We start from the raw sequence: 18668 nt of genomic DNA, 5'->3' as shown, positions 1-18668 counted from the left end.
GTGTTAATTGCTGACATCAGGCTATCTCTGTTATCATTGACGATCAATTATTCATATTTTTATGAATGACAATATTTGTCTACCTTTTGATAGCATCATCGCCTACAGGTAACCTTTATGATTAACCACTTCACCGTGCTTGGCGTCAAAGCTAGTGCAAAAGAAGATGAAATAAAAAAAGCCTATAAACGCTTATCCAATAAGTATCACCCAGATAAATTACTCTCAGCTTCTGATGAAGAAAGACAGCAGGCCGCAGTTCAGCTTCAACGAGTGAAACAAGCCTATGACGTGTTGAGTGATAAAAAGCTAAGAAACGCGTTTATTAAAGATTTTAACAATGTAATAGTGACCGATCCTAACGCCGCAATGTGCGAGTTGTGGGACCAATTTTACCCTTGAGCACCCAATGCCTAAATCATTAAATCTTACTCGTATTCAAGAGCTTAAAAGTAACGCCTACGATACTATTGAATCATACAATGATTCTGATAGTCCCAATGCTTTGGATAATTTCACCCGCCAGATAAAGCAGGTGTTACTGGCCGATATCAGCATTCTTTCCTCTGTTCCAGAGTATTTACCAATCGCTTTATTTGGTCATGTGAAGTTTTCACCTGAATCTATGATTAAGTGGTCTTACTGGATTGATCATGCCATTCAACCCGAGTGGGATGATTTTAAGGTGAGCATTGCTTTCAATAATGACGACATTCCGTTAGTACAAGCTATTCGCGGTAAAAGTGAGTCTTTGTTGATCGAAAGCTGCGCAGTGCTATATCTATTGAATCAAGACATCAATGGCAGTGGCAAAAAAGCTAAACCGCCTCACAGTGAAGACGATGAATATGGCCAGTCAAACGATGACTATGATCAAGACGATGAAGATAGTGAGGAAGAAGGCTATTACGATCAATATGATGACGAGGACAGATAATGACAACTAATCTGATTGCGATTGCCGCAGCGGAAATCAAGCAGCTTGCTGATGTAGAGCCAAAACAGGCCAGCAAGCGTTTTGAGATCATTGCCAACACCATGAGTGACGCTCAGCTAGTTGACGTGATAGAGCAAATGGATATCGTTACTCTGACTCAAATTAACAGTCATCATGACATTTCTTGCCCATCAATTATGTCAGAGCTCATGAGCCCAGAGCAAATTCGCGACATCGTCTGCCAGCAGCCGCTGTATTGGGAAGAGCAAGTTAAAACCAACGTTGATGAGCTTATTAACCACACGTTTGAGTTTCTGACATATCTTATTCGTATTCAAGACAGCGAAGCCAAGCAAGCTGCTATTTTAGAATGTATTGCAGAAGATCCTGCCGGTTTGTTCTATTTATCCATTCCATTTATTGAGCTCATGTTAGCGCCAAGTGAGTTTGATGAAGCGGACGAGCAGGATATATTTGACGATGAAGATGATGGTACTACAGTGGGTTACGACAACTGGAATACTAGCGAAGAATCTCACAGTCTAAGCCTTGATGATCCTCGCAGTTTGATGGCACTGATCCAAGATTTAGCGCCAGATGTTGCTCAGTCGATTAAAAACTTACTCCGCAATGAGAGTTCAGGTTGGGAACAGATTATTGCTAAGTTTGTTAACGAGCTGGTACTGCAAGCGAAAGAGAAAAATCAAGTAGCGGATGAATACGCTGAAGTTGATGATATGTTTAGCTTTTTAGATTAAGGATCCTGATATGCAACTGGCATTACGGGACTCAAACCAAGGCCCCTATTTAACCAAAGTACTGGCTTATGGTCAGCTTGAAGACAAGTTAAGCCAGCAAGAGCTGGCTCAAATTAAGGCTAAAGCTATTTTGATGAGCCTTAAACTTGCTGATAAGTTCTATAACAAGCATAAGATGCATTTGCTTGAACAAGCGGCTCACGATGTAATTGGTGTGGTGAGTATTGGGCTTATTTCCCTTACTGGCAACGAACCCGCCACTTCTTTACCTCTGTTGCAAACAAGTGATGGCATACTTAAATGTTTTCAAAAAGGCTGGAGCTTATTAACCCAAGCAAGCAGCCTTAACACCGCAAAATCACTTTATGGTGATGTAAGCCAAAGCTTGCTTGAGAAAGTGTCTAGTCCGCCTGATATGGATGAATGGCAAGGCTGGCAGAGTTATCAAGAAGCTTTAGCCGAGCATGATCGTTTGCAGGCTATTAGTGTTTTATTGAAAACGTTTTATCAAAATTCAAATCTCGATCTCGTAGATTGCTTAAACATTGAAGCGGTATTAGCCGAAGCTGTGCTGTACCGTACTTTGTTTGCCGACAGTAAAGTAAGAGAAGATCTTAAAAAGCGTTTAGGCAAAATTGAATTAGATGATGCGTGGTTTGACAGTGATTATTTAATGGCGCAAACCGACAAAACTCTAGCACTATTACCAGTTGATCTCGTCGCCACTATACGCTCTGATTTAAGTAAGCATTATAACCAAGGCCTGCTGCGCACAATGTATTTTGCCAAAGGTTACCGTGATTTACTTATGCAAGGTGCAAGCCCTGAAAAGCTTGAACGTTTTGAGCACAAAGAAGGCCTCAACGGATTACTTGGCTGGCCTCACTACATCGATTTATAACCAGTATTGAACCAGGCTGATGACTGTATGGCTAACATTTCACATCGTGATGATGAAGTAACAAGCTGATATTGCACTAATAATATTAACCATTAAATAGCGACTTAACTGTCGCTATTTTTTTATCTGAAATGGTTTGCTGGTGGGTGGTATTAGGCACAAGATAAATCAATTCATTAAATCAATTCATTAAATCCACCGATTAACGCCAATAAAAAACGCCTCTTCGTCGTGGATAGAGGCGTTGTTTTTGGCACTTATGCTAACGACTTATTGTCATCAATAGTTTTAGCTATTCATTTTAGCGGTGCTTTAATAGATTATTTTGTGTGAGTTTAGTTAGTTAATTTCAAATAATTCAACATCAAAAATTAACACTGAACCACCTTCAATTTTACCGCTTGAACGATTGCCGTAAGCGAGTTGGCTAGGAATATAAAAACGGAATTTATCGCCCACTGTCATCAACTGTACACCTTCAGTCCAGCCTTTAATCACTTGGTTTAAGCCAAAGCTAATGGTTTCGCCACGGTCTACAGAACTGTCGAATACTGTGCCATCAAGAAGTGTTCCGTGATAATGCACAGTGACTTTACTATTGGCTTTTGGGTGTTCGGTGTTGTCGCCTTTGGTGAGTATTTCATATTGTAAGCCTGATAAAGTTTGCACTACGCCTTCGCGTTTTGCATTGTCAGCTAAAAAAATCTTACCTTGTGCGATATTTTCTTTGGTGGCTTTTGAGTTGTTTGCTTGAGTAAAAAAATAAAAAATAACGCCGGCAATGACCACAATGGCTAAAAGTATGCGCATAGTTGCTCTTGAATAGTTGGAAAACAGTGTCGCTAGTTTAGCGCAAAAAGTGACGACCTAACACATATCAACTCGATTGAATTTACCATTAACCTCATATTTTATATCAAAGATATACCATAAGCCGCGGTTGTAATTGTTGGTAACACAGTAAGCTAAATCCGATTGAGTTGAGTAGGATACAGCACCATAGTATTCGTTTAAATGATGACTTTTGGGTTTTATGCCGTAAATGGTATTGCCCTAGTAATGCTGCAGGCCAACCGCCCATTAACGCAAAAAGCTGCAAAGTGTTTTCGCTTACTCGCCAGCGGCCACGCTTAGCTGCAGATTTATCTCGATAGTACAAACCGAATGTAATGAGATTTATCAATCCATATACCCCAGCTAGCCAAGGTTGGATAATTGCTATAATGGCGCCAAAAATAGCCAACATCAGCCAAGCAAATTTATTCATTTTACGCTACATCCAGCAGTGTTAATTAGTTTAGGTGGCGATTTAGTATTTACTCGTGGCGCATCATCTTGTCAGATTTAAATAGGAATTCAATGCTATTGCTAACTGTATCAATAATAATCTGGTCATCATTGTCTTATGCCTTTGGTCAATGTGCTAGCGGCAATGACTGTTATGCTGAATAGATTAATTTATCAAACACAATGAGTTAATTGAATGTAGCTATTTTTGAACCCTTGCTATTTTTAGCTTGTTCGAGAGACTAAGCCTCGCCATAGTTTTTCTAACGGACCTTGATTGAATTTTCGCAGATAAAGACTGGCTAATGCCAATTGCAGTACACTGTAAATAATCGCAATCGACATATAACCAATTCTGTCTAACGTGTACAGCCATTCAGGAGCAATATAACGGAGCAATAAAATACCTACAATGGATTGCAGGATATACAAACTAAAAGCTAACCGCCCGACGTTTTGCAATAGCGTTAATTTAGATGCAGAATTCTGACAAAATTTGCAGATAAAGTGGATGTAAATTAATGCCATTGCTACAGCACTAAGCCAAACCAAGAGATCGGAAATAGCTTCTAACATAGGGTTGCCACTGATACTAAGTACCGAGTCTAATGATGATAACAGCAGGGTCCAAAATACACATTGCCATAGGGTTTTATTATCTAAACCATTGATGAAAACCTTGCGTTTATATAGCGCCATTCCTAATAACATTAAACCAGCAACAAACCACATTAGGGTTAACGGAATAACCAGCAGCATGTAGCCAAACATGGTTAAATGCATTTTAAGCTGTTGGCCGTAGGTACCTATCCAAATAGGCAGTTGTTCAATAAATAATGCTGAACTACGAGTGTAAACTTGTTCATCGGGGATAAGTGAAATAAGCGCGATAGGGATTAATGATAAAAAGATAAACCATTTTGCTTTTTGCAGTAGTTCGTCCGCATTGAGATTGATATAGCGAAAAGCCAACAGTCCTCCCACGCCATAAGGGAGCAAGATGTCACCAGGAAAGATAAAAATCGCGTGGATCACCCCAAATACAATTAACCAATACAAACGAATTCTTATGGTGTTTTTTTGAGGTTGGCTATTGCTGGCAGTATCAATGCTCATTTGCTGACGTTGGTATTGAATTAACATCCCAACCCCAAACAGCATTGCGAACAGGCTAAAGAAACGCCCCTCTAAGAAAAAATTGCTAAAAATAAGTATCGCAATATCGGCTGTGGGTTGTATTTCATGGGGGGCATAGCCAAAAAAACTATTGCCCATGAAATAAATGTTGAGGAAGAAAATACCTAATACGCCAACACCGCGAATGGCATCAAGATTAGCTAGACGTTGTGTCGGAGAACAATGCTCATCCATGATAGTTGTACTATTAATCGTTGAATTCCTTTTCTATTTGTTGGTTATAAACCATCTTTAATGATTAAAAATGCACTAACAGAGATTAACAGCCAAATGAAGTAATGCAACTAGATAATATATTCTAAATTGGAAAGTAAACAATAAAAAACCAAGCAAGTGCTTGGTTTTTTTATTGTTATTAATGAGGCTATTTTGTTGTTGGCACTTCAAGGAATGGGATTGTGCCAGTAGGTAACATAGTGGTTGGCAGCTTGCCGTCCCAGCGTTCAGCCTTAGTCAATTCAACTAAGTTTTGATTTTGAGCTAGTGCTTCGGCACGGATTTTAATGGCTGATGCTTCTGCATTACCTTTAATTCGAATACTTTCCGCTTCAGCAATGGCGCGAGCCAGTTGTGAGTCGGCTTCCGCTTGTGCTTGAGTGACAGCAATTTTGGCACTTACCCGTTCTTTTTCAAGGTTTTGTAATTGGGTTTGTACTTCAACTTCGGCGCGCATTCTGTCTTCTACTGATTTCTCGTATGCATTACTAAAATCAATATTTTCAATCTGTACCGAATTAATGGTAACAGGGCCTTTAATCGATTGAGTAATGGCGGCAGTAACATCAATACCAAATTTTATACGTTCCTGAACGGCAGAAATGGCGGTGTATTTGCCAAAGATATTCTCAATTTGAGTCGGTACTTGGCGGTCAAGTAAACGCGATACCATTAAGTCGACGCTTTTAAAATTAGCATAGACTTCTTCAACGCGATCTGGAGGAATACTGAATGTAACCGATGCACGTAACGTTGCGGGTTGTTGATCACGACTATACGCCTGTAGGCCTTGATAGTTTGCGGTATGTGTTTGGGTTGAAATTTTAACGACAGTGTCCATTAGAGGAATTTTAAATCCAAGCCCTGGTTCTGCAGTATCAATAATTTTACCGTTACGTAATAACACCCCACGTTCGCCCTGATCGACTGTGTACCAGCTGCTATATAAGCTGATAAGTATTATCAGCAACACAGCGATAGGAATGATTTTTCCTAGATGATTTATGTTGGCTTGCGCCAGATCATTTTTTAACATTATGCTTCCCTAGCAAAAGTGAAATTAGAATATGTTTGGTTTATTCGTTGTGATAGCGTTTAGAACGGTTAGCATTATAAATAATTGTTATAAATGCAATTATTTTTGAGGTTTCTCTGAAATCCAAAGTTTAATATGTCCTTGAACAACCACAACACCGTTAATGTCATAAGCTTTAATGTCGACTAACATATCACCAACTTGCCACTGTTCTGGTGTTACCTCTGCAACACACAAAATATCGCTGCCAGCTTTTGCGGTATAGTCTACTGACATTCCTTTAGGGATCCAACGTAAATGCGCGGGAATAGAGGCTTCTGCCATAGTGCCCATTGCCATTTCTAAGCCATTACAAATAGCAATAACATGTACGGTACCAATATGGTTTTGGACTTTTTTACGTTTTTTAATTAAACATTCACAACGGTTAACACGTAAATCATTTATATAAGGATGCACAGTGCCAAAATAAGGCGCCATGCGTGACACCATTTTAGAGAAAATACGTTTGCCGAAAGGGTAAGATGTCACTTTTTTATATAGCGCCATCACTTTATTGGGTTTAGTTTGGGTCATTAGAAAGACTCTGGTTATTGTGCAAGTAAGTTGTCTGGTCGGATGAGGTTAACATTGTTGTAACCCGTGGTGAAGTGCAGATCAATATTTTCCATCGCTCATTGTGCTACTGACAGGTATAATTTTACTGGTGTCGATTCTTTAAGGATAAATTTTGAAATCTAACTTGTTGTTAAATTATATCAAGGGTATGGCCATGGGGGCTGCTGACGTTGTTCCGGGTGTTTCTGGCGGCACCATCGCATTTATTACCGGGATATTAACCCCGCTTTTAGACGGTATTCGCAAAATAAATTTGTCTTTGTTTGGCATTGTAAAACAGCAAGGTATTAAAGCGGCTTTTTTACATATCAACGGGCCTTTTTTAGTTTGTGTTTTTGGCGGTATCTTAACCAGTATCTTTACCTTAGCTAAGTTAATTTCATGGCTATTGGCCACTCATCCTATTCCGGTTTGGTCGTTTTTCTTTGGTTTGATTATTTATTCTGTAGTGCACATGCTGAAGCAGGTTGAAAAATTTAACGTTCTGCGGATTGTGATGTTTTTTATTGGGGTTGCATTTGCATGGTCTATTACCGTGTTGCACCCCATTGAAATGCAAGATACTTATCTTAACTTCTTCTTTTGTGGTGCTATCGCCATTTGCGCCATGATATTACCGGGTATTTCAGGTAGCTTTATTCTGCTGCTATTAGGCATGTATCCAGCGGTGTTAGCCGCCGCTAAAGGATTCGATATTGTTTATTTAGCCTGCTTTGCAGTGGGCGCCGTGGTTGGGTTATTAAGTTTTAGCCACGTGTTATCCGCATTGTTACGTAAATTTCAGGATGCGACGTTACTGTTTTTAACCGGATTGATGTTGGGCACACTCGGTAAGATTTGGCCATGGAAACAAGTGATCAGCTGGCGCGAAAACTCTAAAGGGGAATTAGTACCATTAGTAGAACAAAACTTATCTCCATTTCAGTTTGAGCAAGTCACCGGTGAATCATCACAAATCATTATCGCCATTGTGTGTGTGCTGGTGGGCATTGGTTTGGTGTGGGGAGTCGAGCGCCTTGGTAAAAAAGCCCATGGATAATAAATATCTGACATTTTTCGGATAAATATTTTTAGATAAATATTAAGCAGAACTTCGGTTCTGCTTTTTTGTGTGCTTTATTTGACTAATATGAAGACTCATTTTGCAAAAATGATAAATAACTCTATAAATAATGAACTTAATGGGGGTTTTACTCGTATATTTGTTTAATCGCATGTGTTGTTAGCATGACATCTTTTTTTATCCCACGTTGGGAATATTACGGTTGCCACAGGAGTGCATAATATGCCAAATATCGATACATTTGTGCCAGAAAAAATCCAAATTGGGATTAGTAGTTGCCTTCTTGGTAATCAAGTTCGTTTTGACGGTGGTCATAAAAACTCATATTACTGTAAACAAGAAATAGAGCCGTTTTTTGAATACACCAATGTTTGCCCTGAAATGGCTATTGGTATGGGCGCGCCACGCAAAAGTATCCGTCAAATTCGTGATGGTGATATTGTTCATATTCGCAGTGCCGATGGCAGTTTAGATGTTACCGACAAGCTTAATGAATATTCTAAAGCTAAAGTTGAAGAGCTGGACTACTTAGGCGGCTACATTTTATGTGCTAAATCGCCAACCTGCGGAATGGAGCGGGTTACCGAGTATAAAATTGGTACCAATAATGGTTCTAAAACGGGTGTTGGTGTTTTTGCTAAGGCCCTGATGGAGCGTTATCCGTTGTTGCCAGTAGAAGAAGAAGGGCGCTTGCACGATTTGCCGCTGCGAGAAAACTTTTTCACTCGTATATTTGCTTATAACGATTGGCAAAAAATGAAGCAATCTGGATTAACTAAGCACAAATTGATGCAGTTTCATTCACGTTACAAATACTTAATTATGGCACACAGCCCTAAGTGGTATCGCGAATTGGGTCCTATTCTGGCGGATATTCAAGATATCGAACAATCGGCTCAGCAATATTTTGAAGGCTTTATGACGGCACTCAAAATCATTGCCACTCGCAAAAACCACACCAGTACTTTGCAACATATTCAAGGTTATTTTAAGAAGCAACTTACGGCTGAACAGAAAGAAGAACTGAGTGAGTCCATTTTAAAATATCGCCAAGGTTTATTGCCTTTACTTGTGCCAATTACCCTGATTAATCATTATGTGCGTGAGTTCCCAACGCCGTATATTGAAGAGCAGGTGTATTTAAATCCACATCCAGAAGCGCTTAAGCTTCGTTATGCCTATTAGGTCGAGTATTAATGACTTCTATGAATAGTTTGATGTGGTTTAGGCAAGATTTACGGGTGGCAGATAATCCGGCTTTAGTGGCAGCGTGCGATTTTGCCCTTGGTAATAATAGCCATCTTCGAGCCGTATATTTTGTCACGCCTTCTCAGTGGGCGCAGCATGATGTTGCGCCGATACAAATCGATTTTATGCAACGACACGTAAATTTATTGGCCCAAGCGCTGGCAGCCTTAGGCATTCAACTTGATGTTGTGCATGTACAAGATTTTGCTGAGGTACAAGAGGTATTAACCACTTATATTGAAAAGCATCAAATTGGCGCTGTGTTTGCCGGTAATGAGCCCGAAATAAATGAACGTCGTCGTGATAGTGCATTAATCGATAGTGGCTTGCCATTAACCTTAATCGATCAAGATTGTGTATTAGCCCCAGATACGGTGAAGAATTTAGCGGGAGGCATGTACAAAGTCTTCACCCCTTTTGCTAAAAAATGGAAGAGTATCGCCAATCAGCGAGCGATTATTACCAAGCGCGTGCCTGCGCCAATGGCCACGGCTTTACCATCTCCAGATGAAATCGTCTTTCATTGTGACAAAGTCAGCAGCGATCTATGGCCTGCAGGTGAAGGTGTCGCTAAAAGAATATTAGATCAATTTCTAGCAAGCCAAGTGGCTGATTATCATGTAGAGCGAGACATTCCAGCCTTAGAAGGAACCAGTCGTTTATCGCCTTATTTGGCTATTGGTGTCATTAGTTCACGCCAATGTGTTGCTGCTATTCTTGCCCGTTACCCCGAAGCTTTAGTCGACGATGCTTGCCCAGCTAAGACCTGGTTAAACGAATTGATTTGGCGTGAGTTTTATCGTCATTTATTGGTGGCATTTCCGCGTTTATCTATGGGGTGTAACTTTAATGAGTTGGGCGATGGTATCGCGTGGCGCAATAATGCCGATGAATTTAACGCTTGGTGTGATGGGCAAACGGGCTATCCACTTGTGGATGCCGCTATGCGTCAATTAAATCAAACGGGTTGGATGCATAATCGATTACGTATGGTGGTCGCGAGTTTTTTAACCAAACATTTGTTAATTGATTGGCGCTGGGGAGAACGTTACTTTAGACAAAAACTCATTGATGGCGACTTAGCGGCTAATAATGGCGGCTGGCAATGGTCTGCAGGGACAGGTTGCGATGCGCAACCTTATTTTCGAGTGTTTAACCCTATGACTCAAAGCAGCAAATTTGACCCCGATGCTAGCTTTATAAAACGTTATGTAACTGAGGTGTCTGGATGGTCTTTGGCTGACATTCACTTACCTAAAACGGTTAATGTAAATGACTTATTTGGCCAACGGCTGGATGAGGGATATCCACAGCCTATCGTTGAACATAAAATGGCGCGCTTAAGAGCCATTGAAGTATTAAGTGCACTTAAGCGGGGTTAAGCTTTTTGATGTAAAATTCATTATTGGTTCAATAGAGGATGACCTTGCCAGTTTGATTCTATTCAAAGATTCGCTAAATCAGTAAATATACGACAGACTGCTATTATCTTTAATGTTAATAGCAGTCTTTTTTTTGCGTTAGATCACACTATGAGACGGGCTGTTAGTGGATTGATGAGTAATGATTGAAGCACATCGAGTAACAGCATAGAATGACGATATTAAAGATTTATATATCATGCATGTTTAAATCCTGTTGATGTTAACCCACTAAGTGAGTGAACTGCTTATGCTGAATATTGATGACCCAGCGATAACTGATAACACCCCTGCAATCTGGCGTTTGGGCTTTAGACCATTCTTTCTCGGTGGGGCAAGTGTTGCTGCTTTATATATCCCATTATGGTTAATGGGTTGGTTTACACCGCAATATAGCTTATTTAACAGTGAGTTTTGGGCTAACGTAGTGCCATTATGGTGGCATCCACACGAGATGTTATTTGGCTTTGCGATGGCGATTGTGTGTGGTTTCCTGCTTACTGCAGTGCAAGCATGGACGAATCAGCCCACCATAACCGGGCGATCATTGATGGTCACCTTTGGTTGTTGGCTTATTGCTCGGTTGATGTTGTTACTTCCAATGGACATTCCTTTGGTATTACCAGCCATATTCGATAGCTTATTTTTAGGGTTAAGTGCGTTGGCGTTGTGGCGCTGTATTTATCCGGTTAAGCAATGGCGTAATATTGGGTTTCCGTTACTATTGGTTGTGGCACTGGTGGTTAACTTAACCAGTTATTATGCGTTATATCAGCGCGACTTTTCATTGTCTACCCAACTATGGCAAGGGATGATTTGGTGGGTCGCAATGATCATTACTATCGTTGGTGGCCGAGTTATTCCATTTTTTACCGCTATGCGTATTAAACAACCCAAGCCAGATCCCATTAGTATATTGGAAAATACATTATTATTCGTAATGGGATTATTGTTTGTACAAGCAGTAAGCCATTGGTTCCCCAAAGGGGTAGAACAAGTTTTATTGGCTGTTGCTGGTGGTTTGCACCTTATCCGTTTTGCGCGTTGGCAAGGGCATAAAACCCTAAAAGAGCCAATGCTATGGTCTTTGCATTTGGCATATATATCGTTACCCATCACGTTACTTTTGATGGCGATTAATATCGACAATGAATATGCCTACCGCACGCTGTTACATTTATTTGCTATCGGCGGCATTGCAGCATTATGTTTATCAATGATTTCCCGCGTGTCTCTTGGTCACACCAGTCGCAATATTTATCAAGGTCCTAATATGACAATTGCCTTTTTGAGCATTGCATTAGCTGCAGTGTTTCGCGCAATTATGCCATTACTTTTGCCAGAATATACCCAAACATGGTTATGGTCTGCTGGGGCATTTTGGTTTATTGGTTTTGGAATGTTTGTGTGGTTTTATGCCCCCATTTTAGTCCGTCCAAGACTCGATGGTCGCCCAGGTTAATGCACTGCAATTAACCTGGTATTTATCAATACAGTTTTAAGGTAAGCAACATGATTAATCCATTAATAGAAGTGATGATGCCCGTCACTCGATCTTTACGCAGTAAGACAGGCTTGAGTATTATTATCGGCGGACTTGCAGTACTGCTGCTAACATCTTGGGGCTTACAAAGTGCAGAGGTTGACCCAAATCAACTTAAGTTTCCTCAGCAATTTGAATCTTGGCAAGCAACAGAAGAACAAGTAGAACGCGACGACATACTGGCGCAATATCCAGCCAATATCATTCTATGGGCTGGTTCGTCGTTTGCGAAAGAATATCATAGCCCTCGTGGACATCAGTTTGCCGTTGCAGACATAACACATACTTTGCGTACAGGTGTTGCTGTAGCCGAAGGTGATAAAGGTTTATCAGCCAGTTGCTGGACGTGTAAATCGCCTGATGCGCCAAGATTGATGAATGAAATGGGTATTCAAGGTTTTTCTGGTGCCAATTTTGTCGATTTAGGCCGAGAAATCAAATCTGTTGTCTATTGCAGTGATTGTCATGTTGATGGCAGTGCAGAACTCGCATTACCACGCCCTCATGCACAAAATGCCATGGCTAAAATTAAACTGCCTTTTGATAAGCAAGACCACGCAATGCAAGGGGCACAGGTTTGTGGTCAATGTCATGTGAGTTATTATTTCCAGCCAGAAAATAATAACAAGGTTAACATTCCATGGATTTTCGGCAGCACGGCTGACGAAATTGAAAAGTATTACGACACGCGTCGCTTTTACGAATGGATCCACCCAATTTCTAAAACACCAATATTAAAAGCGCGTCATCCAGAATTTGAACATTGGAGTCGTTCGGCTCATGCAAAACAAGGCGTGACGTGTATAACGTGCCATATGCCACCTGCGACTGATGAAAAAGGCGCTACATATACCGATCATAAAGTTGCAGGCGCGTTAGATAATTTTGATCGCACCTGTGCAAGTTGCCATAGCAGTAAAGCGGCCATAACCAAAAAGCTTGATAAAACCAAAGCTATTATTGATGCTAAATCACGTAATGTAGAGTCATTGCTGATTAAAGCACATTACGAAGCAAAAGCAGCGTGGGATGCGGGAGCCACATGGCCGCAAATGAATGATGCGATTATGGGTATTCGTCATGCACAATGGCGTTGGGACTTTGCCACTGCATCACATGGCATGTACGCTCATAATCCTAAAGAAGGGATTGAATTACTGGATAAATCTACTGAACAAGTAACCTATGCACGTGAAGCATTAGCACGCATATTGGGTCAATTATCAGTAACTAAGGTTGAATATCCAGATTACAGTACCAAAGAAAAAGCCCATGCAGCCATAGGATTTGTTGAAGCTGACGCCATAAAGGCTAAGGAAGCTTTTATTAAAGAAGAAGTTGATAAATACTGGCAACCAGTAGCCAGAACCGGTTACTAACCTCTAGAAAGTATCAACTCAAGTCATTAACGCCTAAGCATTGCTTAGGCGTTTTTGTTTGTGTGGTTATTAATATGGCTTATCTTCGTGATCTACTTTCATGAATCTCTCGTATAAACTTGTAATCAGGTTAATATTTGCCTCACAGACATAAAACAAATTTATGTTATTGTCATATAAGGCATTGTTATCGCTAGTCATCGTGAATGTCATCCGTCGCGTATTAGGAGTATGTAAATGCAAGCTGCACAATCGATAGTTGATAGTTCATCACCATCATTGGATACGGGCAACCTAACTTCTGTTAATGATAATCCAGCTATCATTAATGCCTTTATTGATATGTATCAAAAGCTTAATAAAGATAATTTATTTCTATTACGTCAAGTGTATCGAGATGACATTCAGTTTCGTGATCCTATCCATCAAGTCAACGGTATTGAAGCGTTAACTCGCTACTTTGACAACATGTATCAAAATGTCACTCACATCGAATTTGATATTAAAGAAGTGGTTGTGAGCAAGCATAATGATCAAGCTGCCTTGTATTGGACTATGAGCTATTCACATCCAAAATTGAGTAAAGGTCAGTTGATTAATGTTGAGGGCATGTCGCAGCTTAAGCTTGATGACAAAATCTATTCCCACCGTGACTATTTCGATTTAGGCCAAATGCTATACGAGCAAATTCCTTTTCTAGGCGGCTTAATTGGTATATTAAAAAACCGAGCGGCAAAATAATGGCTACAGTAACCGTTGATACGCCCGCTGTACTCATTACCGGAGCCAGTTCTGGCATTGGTTTTGCGTTGGCCGAACATTACCTCAGACAAGGTGTTGAGGTCATTGCCTGTGGCCGCAATGCTCAAGCTTTAAAAGCCATTACCGGTGCAACAGCACTTGAGTTTGATATTACTGATAGCACTCAGGTTGAAGCCGCGGCAATTAAACTTAAGCAACTATTACACAATAACCACTGGCAGCTACAGCAGGTGATACTTAATGCTGGCAGCTGCGAATATATTGACGATGCACTACATTTTGATTCAGCGTTATTTGCGCGAGTAATCAACACCAATGTGGTTGCTATGGGGTATTGCCTCGAACATTTTTTGCCTTTACTCAATCGCGGTGCACGACTCGGATTAATGAGCTCAAGTGCCACTTATTTACCGTTTCCTCGTGCCGAAGCTTATGGCGCATCAAAAGCCGCAATTAGTTATTTAGGCCGCAGCTTACGGGTTGACCTTGCTGAGCATGGTATTGGGGTTAGCGTAATTTGCCCAGGTTTTGTTAAAACACCGCTAACCGATAAAAATGATTTTGCTATGCCTATGCAAATAACCGCACAGCAAGCTGCAGTCGCTATTTATAATGGCATGCAGCGTCAACGTAATGAAATTCATTTTCCGGGTAAATTTACCTGGTTACTAAAATTAGCATCCTTGTTACCAGAATCATTACTGGTATCGTTATTGACAAAAAAATAGCTAAATATAATTAATATTTAAAATGGTTAGCAACTCACTTCTAAATGCTAGAACGAAGGATTATTAAATGAAAAATATCGCCGTTATCGGTACTGGAATTTCGGGGTTAACCTGCGCGTATTTACTCAGTCGCGAGCACAAGGTCACCGTGTTTGAGGCCAATGATTATATTGGTGGTCACACTGCAACGGTTGATGTTGAAGTCGAGGGCAAACCCTATGCTATCGATAGCGGTTTTATTGTTTTTAATGACCGAACTTATCCACTTTTTGAAACCTTAATGGCGCAACTTAAGGTTAAATCACTGCCTACTGAGATGAGTTTTAGCGTGAACAATGCCATTACGGGGCTTGAATATAATGGCCATAACTTATGGAGCTTGTTCGCTCAGCGTCGTAATTTATTTCGTCCAAGTTTTTATAAATTTTTAGCTGAAATTGTTCGCTTTAACAATGGCTGTAAAGCCATTTACGAAGCCGATGATTATCCTAGTGCTTCTTTAGGCGAGTATTTAGATCAGCAGGGCTTTTCAGGTTTTTTTTGTGAACACTATATTTTGCCAATGGGCGCGGCTATTTGGTCTGCCAGTATTGATGATATGCGAGGTTTCTCACTGCGATTTTTTATTCGTTTCTTTCAGCATCATGGCTTATTGAATGTTAACGATCGCCCGCAGTGGTCTGTACTCGAAGGTGGCTCGCGCAGTTATATTCCTGCACTCACCGCGCCATTTAAAGATCGTATTAATCTTAATTCGCCAATAACGGGCATTAAGCGCGATGATGCAGGTGTACATATTCAAGTAGCTAACGGAGAATGGCAACAGTTTGATGATGTGGTACTAACGTGTCACAGCGACCAAGCTTTGGCGATGCTAACCGATCCAAGCAAAGATGAAACTGATATATTGTCGCCAATGGAATATCAAAATAACGAAGTTGTGTTGCATACTGACATTAACGTATTACCCAAACGTAAAGCAGCATGGGCCAGTTGGAACTATCGCCTCGATGGCGAAAATCAGCAGGATATCACTCAGCGCCCTGCCAGTGTCACTTACAACATGAACATTTTGCAGCGTTTACCTAAAGATGCACCGACTTTTTGCGTGACCTTGAATCAAACTGACATCATTGACGACAGTAAAATTTTGCGTAAGTTTAATTATGCTCACCCAGTGTTTAATGATGCCAGTATGAAGTCTCAAGCCAAGCGGTCACTAATTAATGGTAAACGTAATACTTACTATGCAGGTGCATACTGGCACAATGGATTCCACGAAGACGGGGTGCGCAGTGCTGTTGATGTATGTCAGCTTTTTGGAATCAGTCTATGACCTTAACTTCATCACAAACCGATCGTTTAAACAGTGGCATTTACACCGGCATGGTGAACCACCGTCGCCACGAGCCTAAATTACACAGTTTTGGTTATCGTATTGCGATGATGGCGATTGATTTAGATGAGGTTGAAGCCATTACTGCAACCACTAAGTTGTTTTCAACCGATAGGTTTACGCCGCTAAAATTTAAACCAAGCGATTACCTTAACGCGCTGGATAAGCAGTTTGCCGACAAGCTTGTGCTGTCTGACGCGTGCATTGGCGATGATGCTTTTGCATTAAAACAACGGGTGCTAGCAACGATTAAGCATTTAGGCGCAAGTCAAACGTGTGACAAAGTAATTTTTTCTGGGCAAATTCGTCACTTTGGTTTTTATTTCAGTCCGGTGAATTTTTACTTTTGTTACCATCAAGACGAAATGGTTTATATGTTGGCTGAAGTGAGCAATACACCATGGAATGAGCGCCATTGTTATCTGGTTGATATTGCTAATAGCACTCACACCGACAAAGTCTTTCATGTGTCTCCGTTTATGAATTTAGACATGCATTATTTATGGCGGATTACGCCTCCGGGAAAACACTTAAAAGTGACCATCGAGAATCGTAATGACGATAACCGCAAATTATTTGATGCCGGTTTAGTACTAAAACGCCAACCTATTACCGCTAAAAGCATGCGTAATTTTATGCTGCATTTTCCGCTGATGACCGGAAAAATTATGTTGGGTATTTATTGGCAAGCGTTAACGTTATTTGTTAAACGCATCCCTTTTGTTGGCAAGCAAACGACAAAACCTGCGTAATCAACACCCTTTTATTCACCGACAGTAAAACAAATGTAAACCAAATGGACTGACGCAACGTATTGACTGCTAATAGGGTTATATCAACAATAGTTAGCTAGCTAATAGTTACCCAATCAATAGCAGTTGATGAACTGGAGACAATACATGGAAAACACGGCCACACAAAGTAGCATGGCTCAAGCAAGTTTATCTGACAGCCTAGCAAGAAAAATTCTGCTTCGCGCACTAGCGCATCTTGCTGAAGGTCATTTAACCATTGTTGATGGCAATCAAACCTCTGAGTTTGGTGATGCCAAAAGTGATCTTCACGCTACCATGCAAGTTCAACATGCTAAGTTTTATCGCCAAGTCGTATTTGGTGGATCAATTGGTGCAGGTGAAGCCTATATTCAAGGTCATTGGTCTAGCCCAGACTTAACCAAAGTGGTGCAAGTCTTTGCCCGTAACTTAGCCTTACTCGACAATATAGAACGTTATTTTTCATGGTTAAGTAATGGCATTAGTCGAATCAAACATGTGCTAAATCGCAATTCTGAAGCAGGTTCTAAACGCAATATTTTGGCGCATTACGATTTAGGTAATGACATGTATCAGCAGTTTTTAGACCCAGAAATGATGTATTCCAGCGCGCTATATCCGACTGACGATAGCAGTTTAGATGAAGCGCAATTACACAAGTTGCATACCATTTGTGAACGATTGGAGTTAACTCCAGGTCAAACCTTGCTTGAAGTCGGAACCGGCTGGGGCGCGTTAGCGATTTATGCTGCTAAACACTTTGGTGTGCATGTTACTACCACCACCATTTCGGATGCTCAATTTGACTATGCACAGGCACGAGTGAAGCAAGAAGGGCTGGAAGATAACATTACTTTGCTCAAACAAGACTACCGATTATTGACCGGTGAATATGACCGTGTAGTGTCGATAGAAATGATTGAAGCTGTAGGTCATCAATATCTTGGCGGCTTTTTTGAAAAGTTACAGCAATTGCTTAAGCCAAACGGGCGGATGTTAATTCAAGCGATTACCATTGCCGATCAACGTTATGACAGCTATCGCAACAGTGTAGACTTTATTCAGCGCTATATTTTCCCTGGCGGCTGCCTGCCTTCAGTGAGTGAAATGACCAAACACATTGCAAAAAAAACCGACATGGTGACTTGGTCTGTAAGTGATATGGGCAAAGATTATGCGCGGACATTACGCCACTGGCATGAGAACTTTGATGCCGCTTACGACAAGATTAAAGCGTTAAATTACGGCGACGACTTTATTCGAATGTGGAAGTTTTACCTAAGCTACTGTGAAGGCGGTTTTTTAGAACGCACCACCAGTACCGTACATTTAGTCGCTGTTCGCCCTCAATACCGTCTTTAATCGATTAGATACGGTTGTCATTTTCTAATGCTACATAGTCATT

At 40.7% G+C, this 18668-nt stretch carries 19 protein-coding genes; 14 read left to right on the top strand and 5 right to left on the bottom strand.

Translation table 11 applies throughout. From position 1 onward, the window contains the following. Positions 1–117 precede the first annotated feature (117 nt). The 4 genes from FCN25_RS04930 to FCN25_RS04915 are packed head-to-tail and all read left to right on the top strand — an operon-like array spanning position 118 to position 2596. Positions 118–402, top strand: coding sequence for a J domain-containing protein (locus FCN25_RS04930; RefSeq protein WP_137222529.1), 285 nt, complete (start codon positions 118–120; stop codon positions 400–402). A gap of 7 nt (positions 403–409) precedes the next feature. Continuing rightward, entirely contained in the window at positions 410–937 is a 528-nt protein-coding gene (locus FCN25_RS04925) for a hypothetical protein (protein WP_137222527.1), read from the top strand. Beyond that, positions 937–1695, top strand: coding sequence for a hypothetical protein (locus FCN25_RS04920; RefSeq protein ID WP_137222525.1), 759 nt, complete (start codon positions 937–939; stop codon positions 1693–1695). Before FCN25_RS04925 ends, FCN25_RS04920 begins: the two co-directional genes overlap by 1 nt. Positions 1696–1705: 10 nt before the next feature. Beyond that, positions 1706–2596, top strand: a complete 891-nt coding sequence (locus FCN25_RS04915) for a hypothetical protein (RefSeq protein WP_137222523.1) — start codon at positions 1706–1708, stop codon at positions 2594–2596. Positions 2597–2935: 339 nt separating this feature from the next. On the opposite strand, the gene FCN25_RS04910 is transcribed toward FCN25_RS04915, so the two are convergent. From FCN25_RS04910 to FCN25_RS04890, 5 genes are all read right to left on the bottom strand, one after another. Continuing rightward, positions 2936–3406: an FKBP-type peptidyl-prolyl cis-trans isomerase gene (locus tag FCN25_RS04910; RefSeq protein WP_137222521.1), complete on the bottom strand. Its 471-nt coding sequence runs from the start codon at positions 3404–3406 to the stop codon at positions 2936–2938. Positions 3407–3512: 106 nt separating this feature from the next. Continuing rightward, positions 3513–3863 carry a DUF1294 domain-containing protein gene (locus tag FCN25_RS04905; RefSeq protein WP_137222519.1) on the bottom strand — a complete coding sequence of 117 codons (351 nt, stop codon included), beginning with the start codon at positions 3861–3863 and terminating at the stop codon, positions 3513–3515. Between the two features lie 245 nt (positions 3864–4108). Further along, positions 4109–5254: a DUF418 domain-containing protein gene (locus FCN25_RS04900; RefSeq protein WP_137222517.1), complete on the bottom strand. Its 1146-nt coding sequence runs from the start codon at positions 5252–5254 to the stop codon at positions 4109–4111. 190 nt (positions 5255–5444) lie between these two features. Next, on the bottom strand, positions 5445–6332 hold the full coding sequence (locus FCN25_RS04895; protein WP_137222515.1) for an SPFH domain-containing protein: 888 nt from the start codon (positions 6330–6332) through the stop codon (positions 5445–5447). Positions 6333–6431: 99 nt separating this feature from the next. Further along, complete coding sequence (locus tag FCN25_RS04890; protein WP_137222513.1) at positions 6432–6908, bottom strand: hotdog fold domain-containing protein; 477 nt, start codon at positions 6906–6908, stop codon at positions 6432–6434. 190 nt (positions 6909–7098) lie between these two features. Here FCN25_RS04890 and FCN25_RS04885 point away from each other — a divergent pair, with 190 nt between their 5' ends. The 10 genes from FCN25_RS04885 (at position 7099) to FCN25_RS04840 (ending at position 18625) form a co-directional block, all read left to right on the top strand. Further along, positions 7099–7989 (top strand): DUF368 domain-containing protein, encoded by an 891-nt coding sequence (locus FCN25_RS04885; protein WP_137227327.1) that lies wholly within the window; start codon positions 7099–7101, stop codon positions 7987–7989. A gap of 255 nt (positions 7990–8244) precedes the next feature. Next, positions 8245–9198, top strand: coding sequence for a DUF523 and DUF1722 domain-containing protein (locus FCN25_RS04880; RefSeq protein ID WP_137227326.1), 954 nt, complete (start codon positions 8245–8247; stop codon positions 9196–9198). Positions 9199–9209: 11 nt separating this feature from the next. Continuing rightward, positions 9210–10643, top strand: a complete 1434-nt coding sequence (gene phrB / locus FCN25_RS04875) for a deoxyribodipyrimidine photo-lyase (protein WP_137222511.1) — start codon at positions 9210–9212, stop codon at positions 10641–10643. A 289-nt stretch (positions 10644–10932) separates the two neighbouring features. After that, entirely contained in the window at positions 10933–12144 is a 1212-nt protein-coding gene (locus FCN25_RS04870; protein ID WP_137222509.1) for an NnrS family protein, read from the top strand. A 50-nt stretch (positions 12145–12194) separates the two neighbouring features. Then, on the top strand, positions 12195–13604 hold the full coding sequence (locus FCN25_RS04865) for an ammonia-forming cytochrome c nitrite reductase subunit c552 (protein WP_137222507.1): 1410 nt from the start codon (positions 12195–12197) through the stop codon (positions 13602–13604). A 342-nt stretch (positions 13605–13946) separates the two neighbouring features. Continuing rightward, positions 13947–14345, top strand: a complete 399-nt coding sequence (locus FCN25_RS04860) for a nuclear transport factor 2 family protein (RefSeq protein ID WP_254693764.1) — start codon at positions 13947–13949, stop codon at positions 14343–14345. Beyond that, on the top strand, positions 14345–15094 hold the full coding sequence (locus FCN25_RS04855; protein ID WP_137222503.1) for an SDR family NAD(P)-dependent oxidoreductase: 750 nt from the start codon (positions 14345–14347) through the stop codon (positions 15092–15094). Before FCN25_RS04860 ends, FCN25_RS04855 begins: the two co-directional genes overlap by 1 nt. Positions 15095–15161: 67 nt before the next feature. After that, the gene (locus FCN25_RS04850) at positions 15162–16430 is read left to right on the top strand and encodes an NAD(P)/FAD-dependent oxidoreductase (RefSeq protein ID WP_137222501.1); all 1269 of its coding nucleotides are present in this window, start codon (positions 15162–15164) and stop codon (positions 16428–16430) included. Continuing rightward, complete coding sequence (locus tag FCN25_RS04845; RefSeq protein ID WP_137222499.1) at positions 16427–17242, top strand: DUF1365 domain-containing protein; 816 nt, start codon at positions 16427–16429, stop codon at positions 17240–17242. Before FCN25_RS04850 ends, FCN25_RS04845 begins: the two co-directional genes overlap by 4 nt. A gap of 147 nt (positions 17243–17389) precedes the next feature. Continuing rightward, the gene (locus tag FCN25_RS04840) at positions 17390–18625 is read left to right on the top strand and encodes a cyclopropane-fatty-acyl-phospholipid synthase family protein (protein ID WP_137222497.1); all 1236 of its coding nucleotides are present in this window, start codon (positions 17390–17392) and stop codon (positions 18623–18625) included. The last annotated feature ends 43 nt before the right edge of the window (positions 18626–18668 follow it).

The organism is Shewanella sp. MEBiC00475 (assembly GCF_005234075.1).
GTDB classification, from domain to species: domain Bacteria; phylum Pseudomonadota; class Gammaproteobacteria; order Enterobacterales; family Shewanellaceae; genus Shewanella; species Shewanella polaris.
The sequence above is the reverse complement of the archived record's forward strand: the minus strand, read 5'-3'. Positions and strand labels throughout refer to the sequence as shown.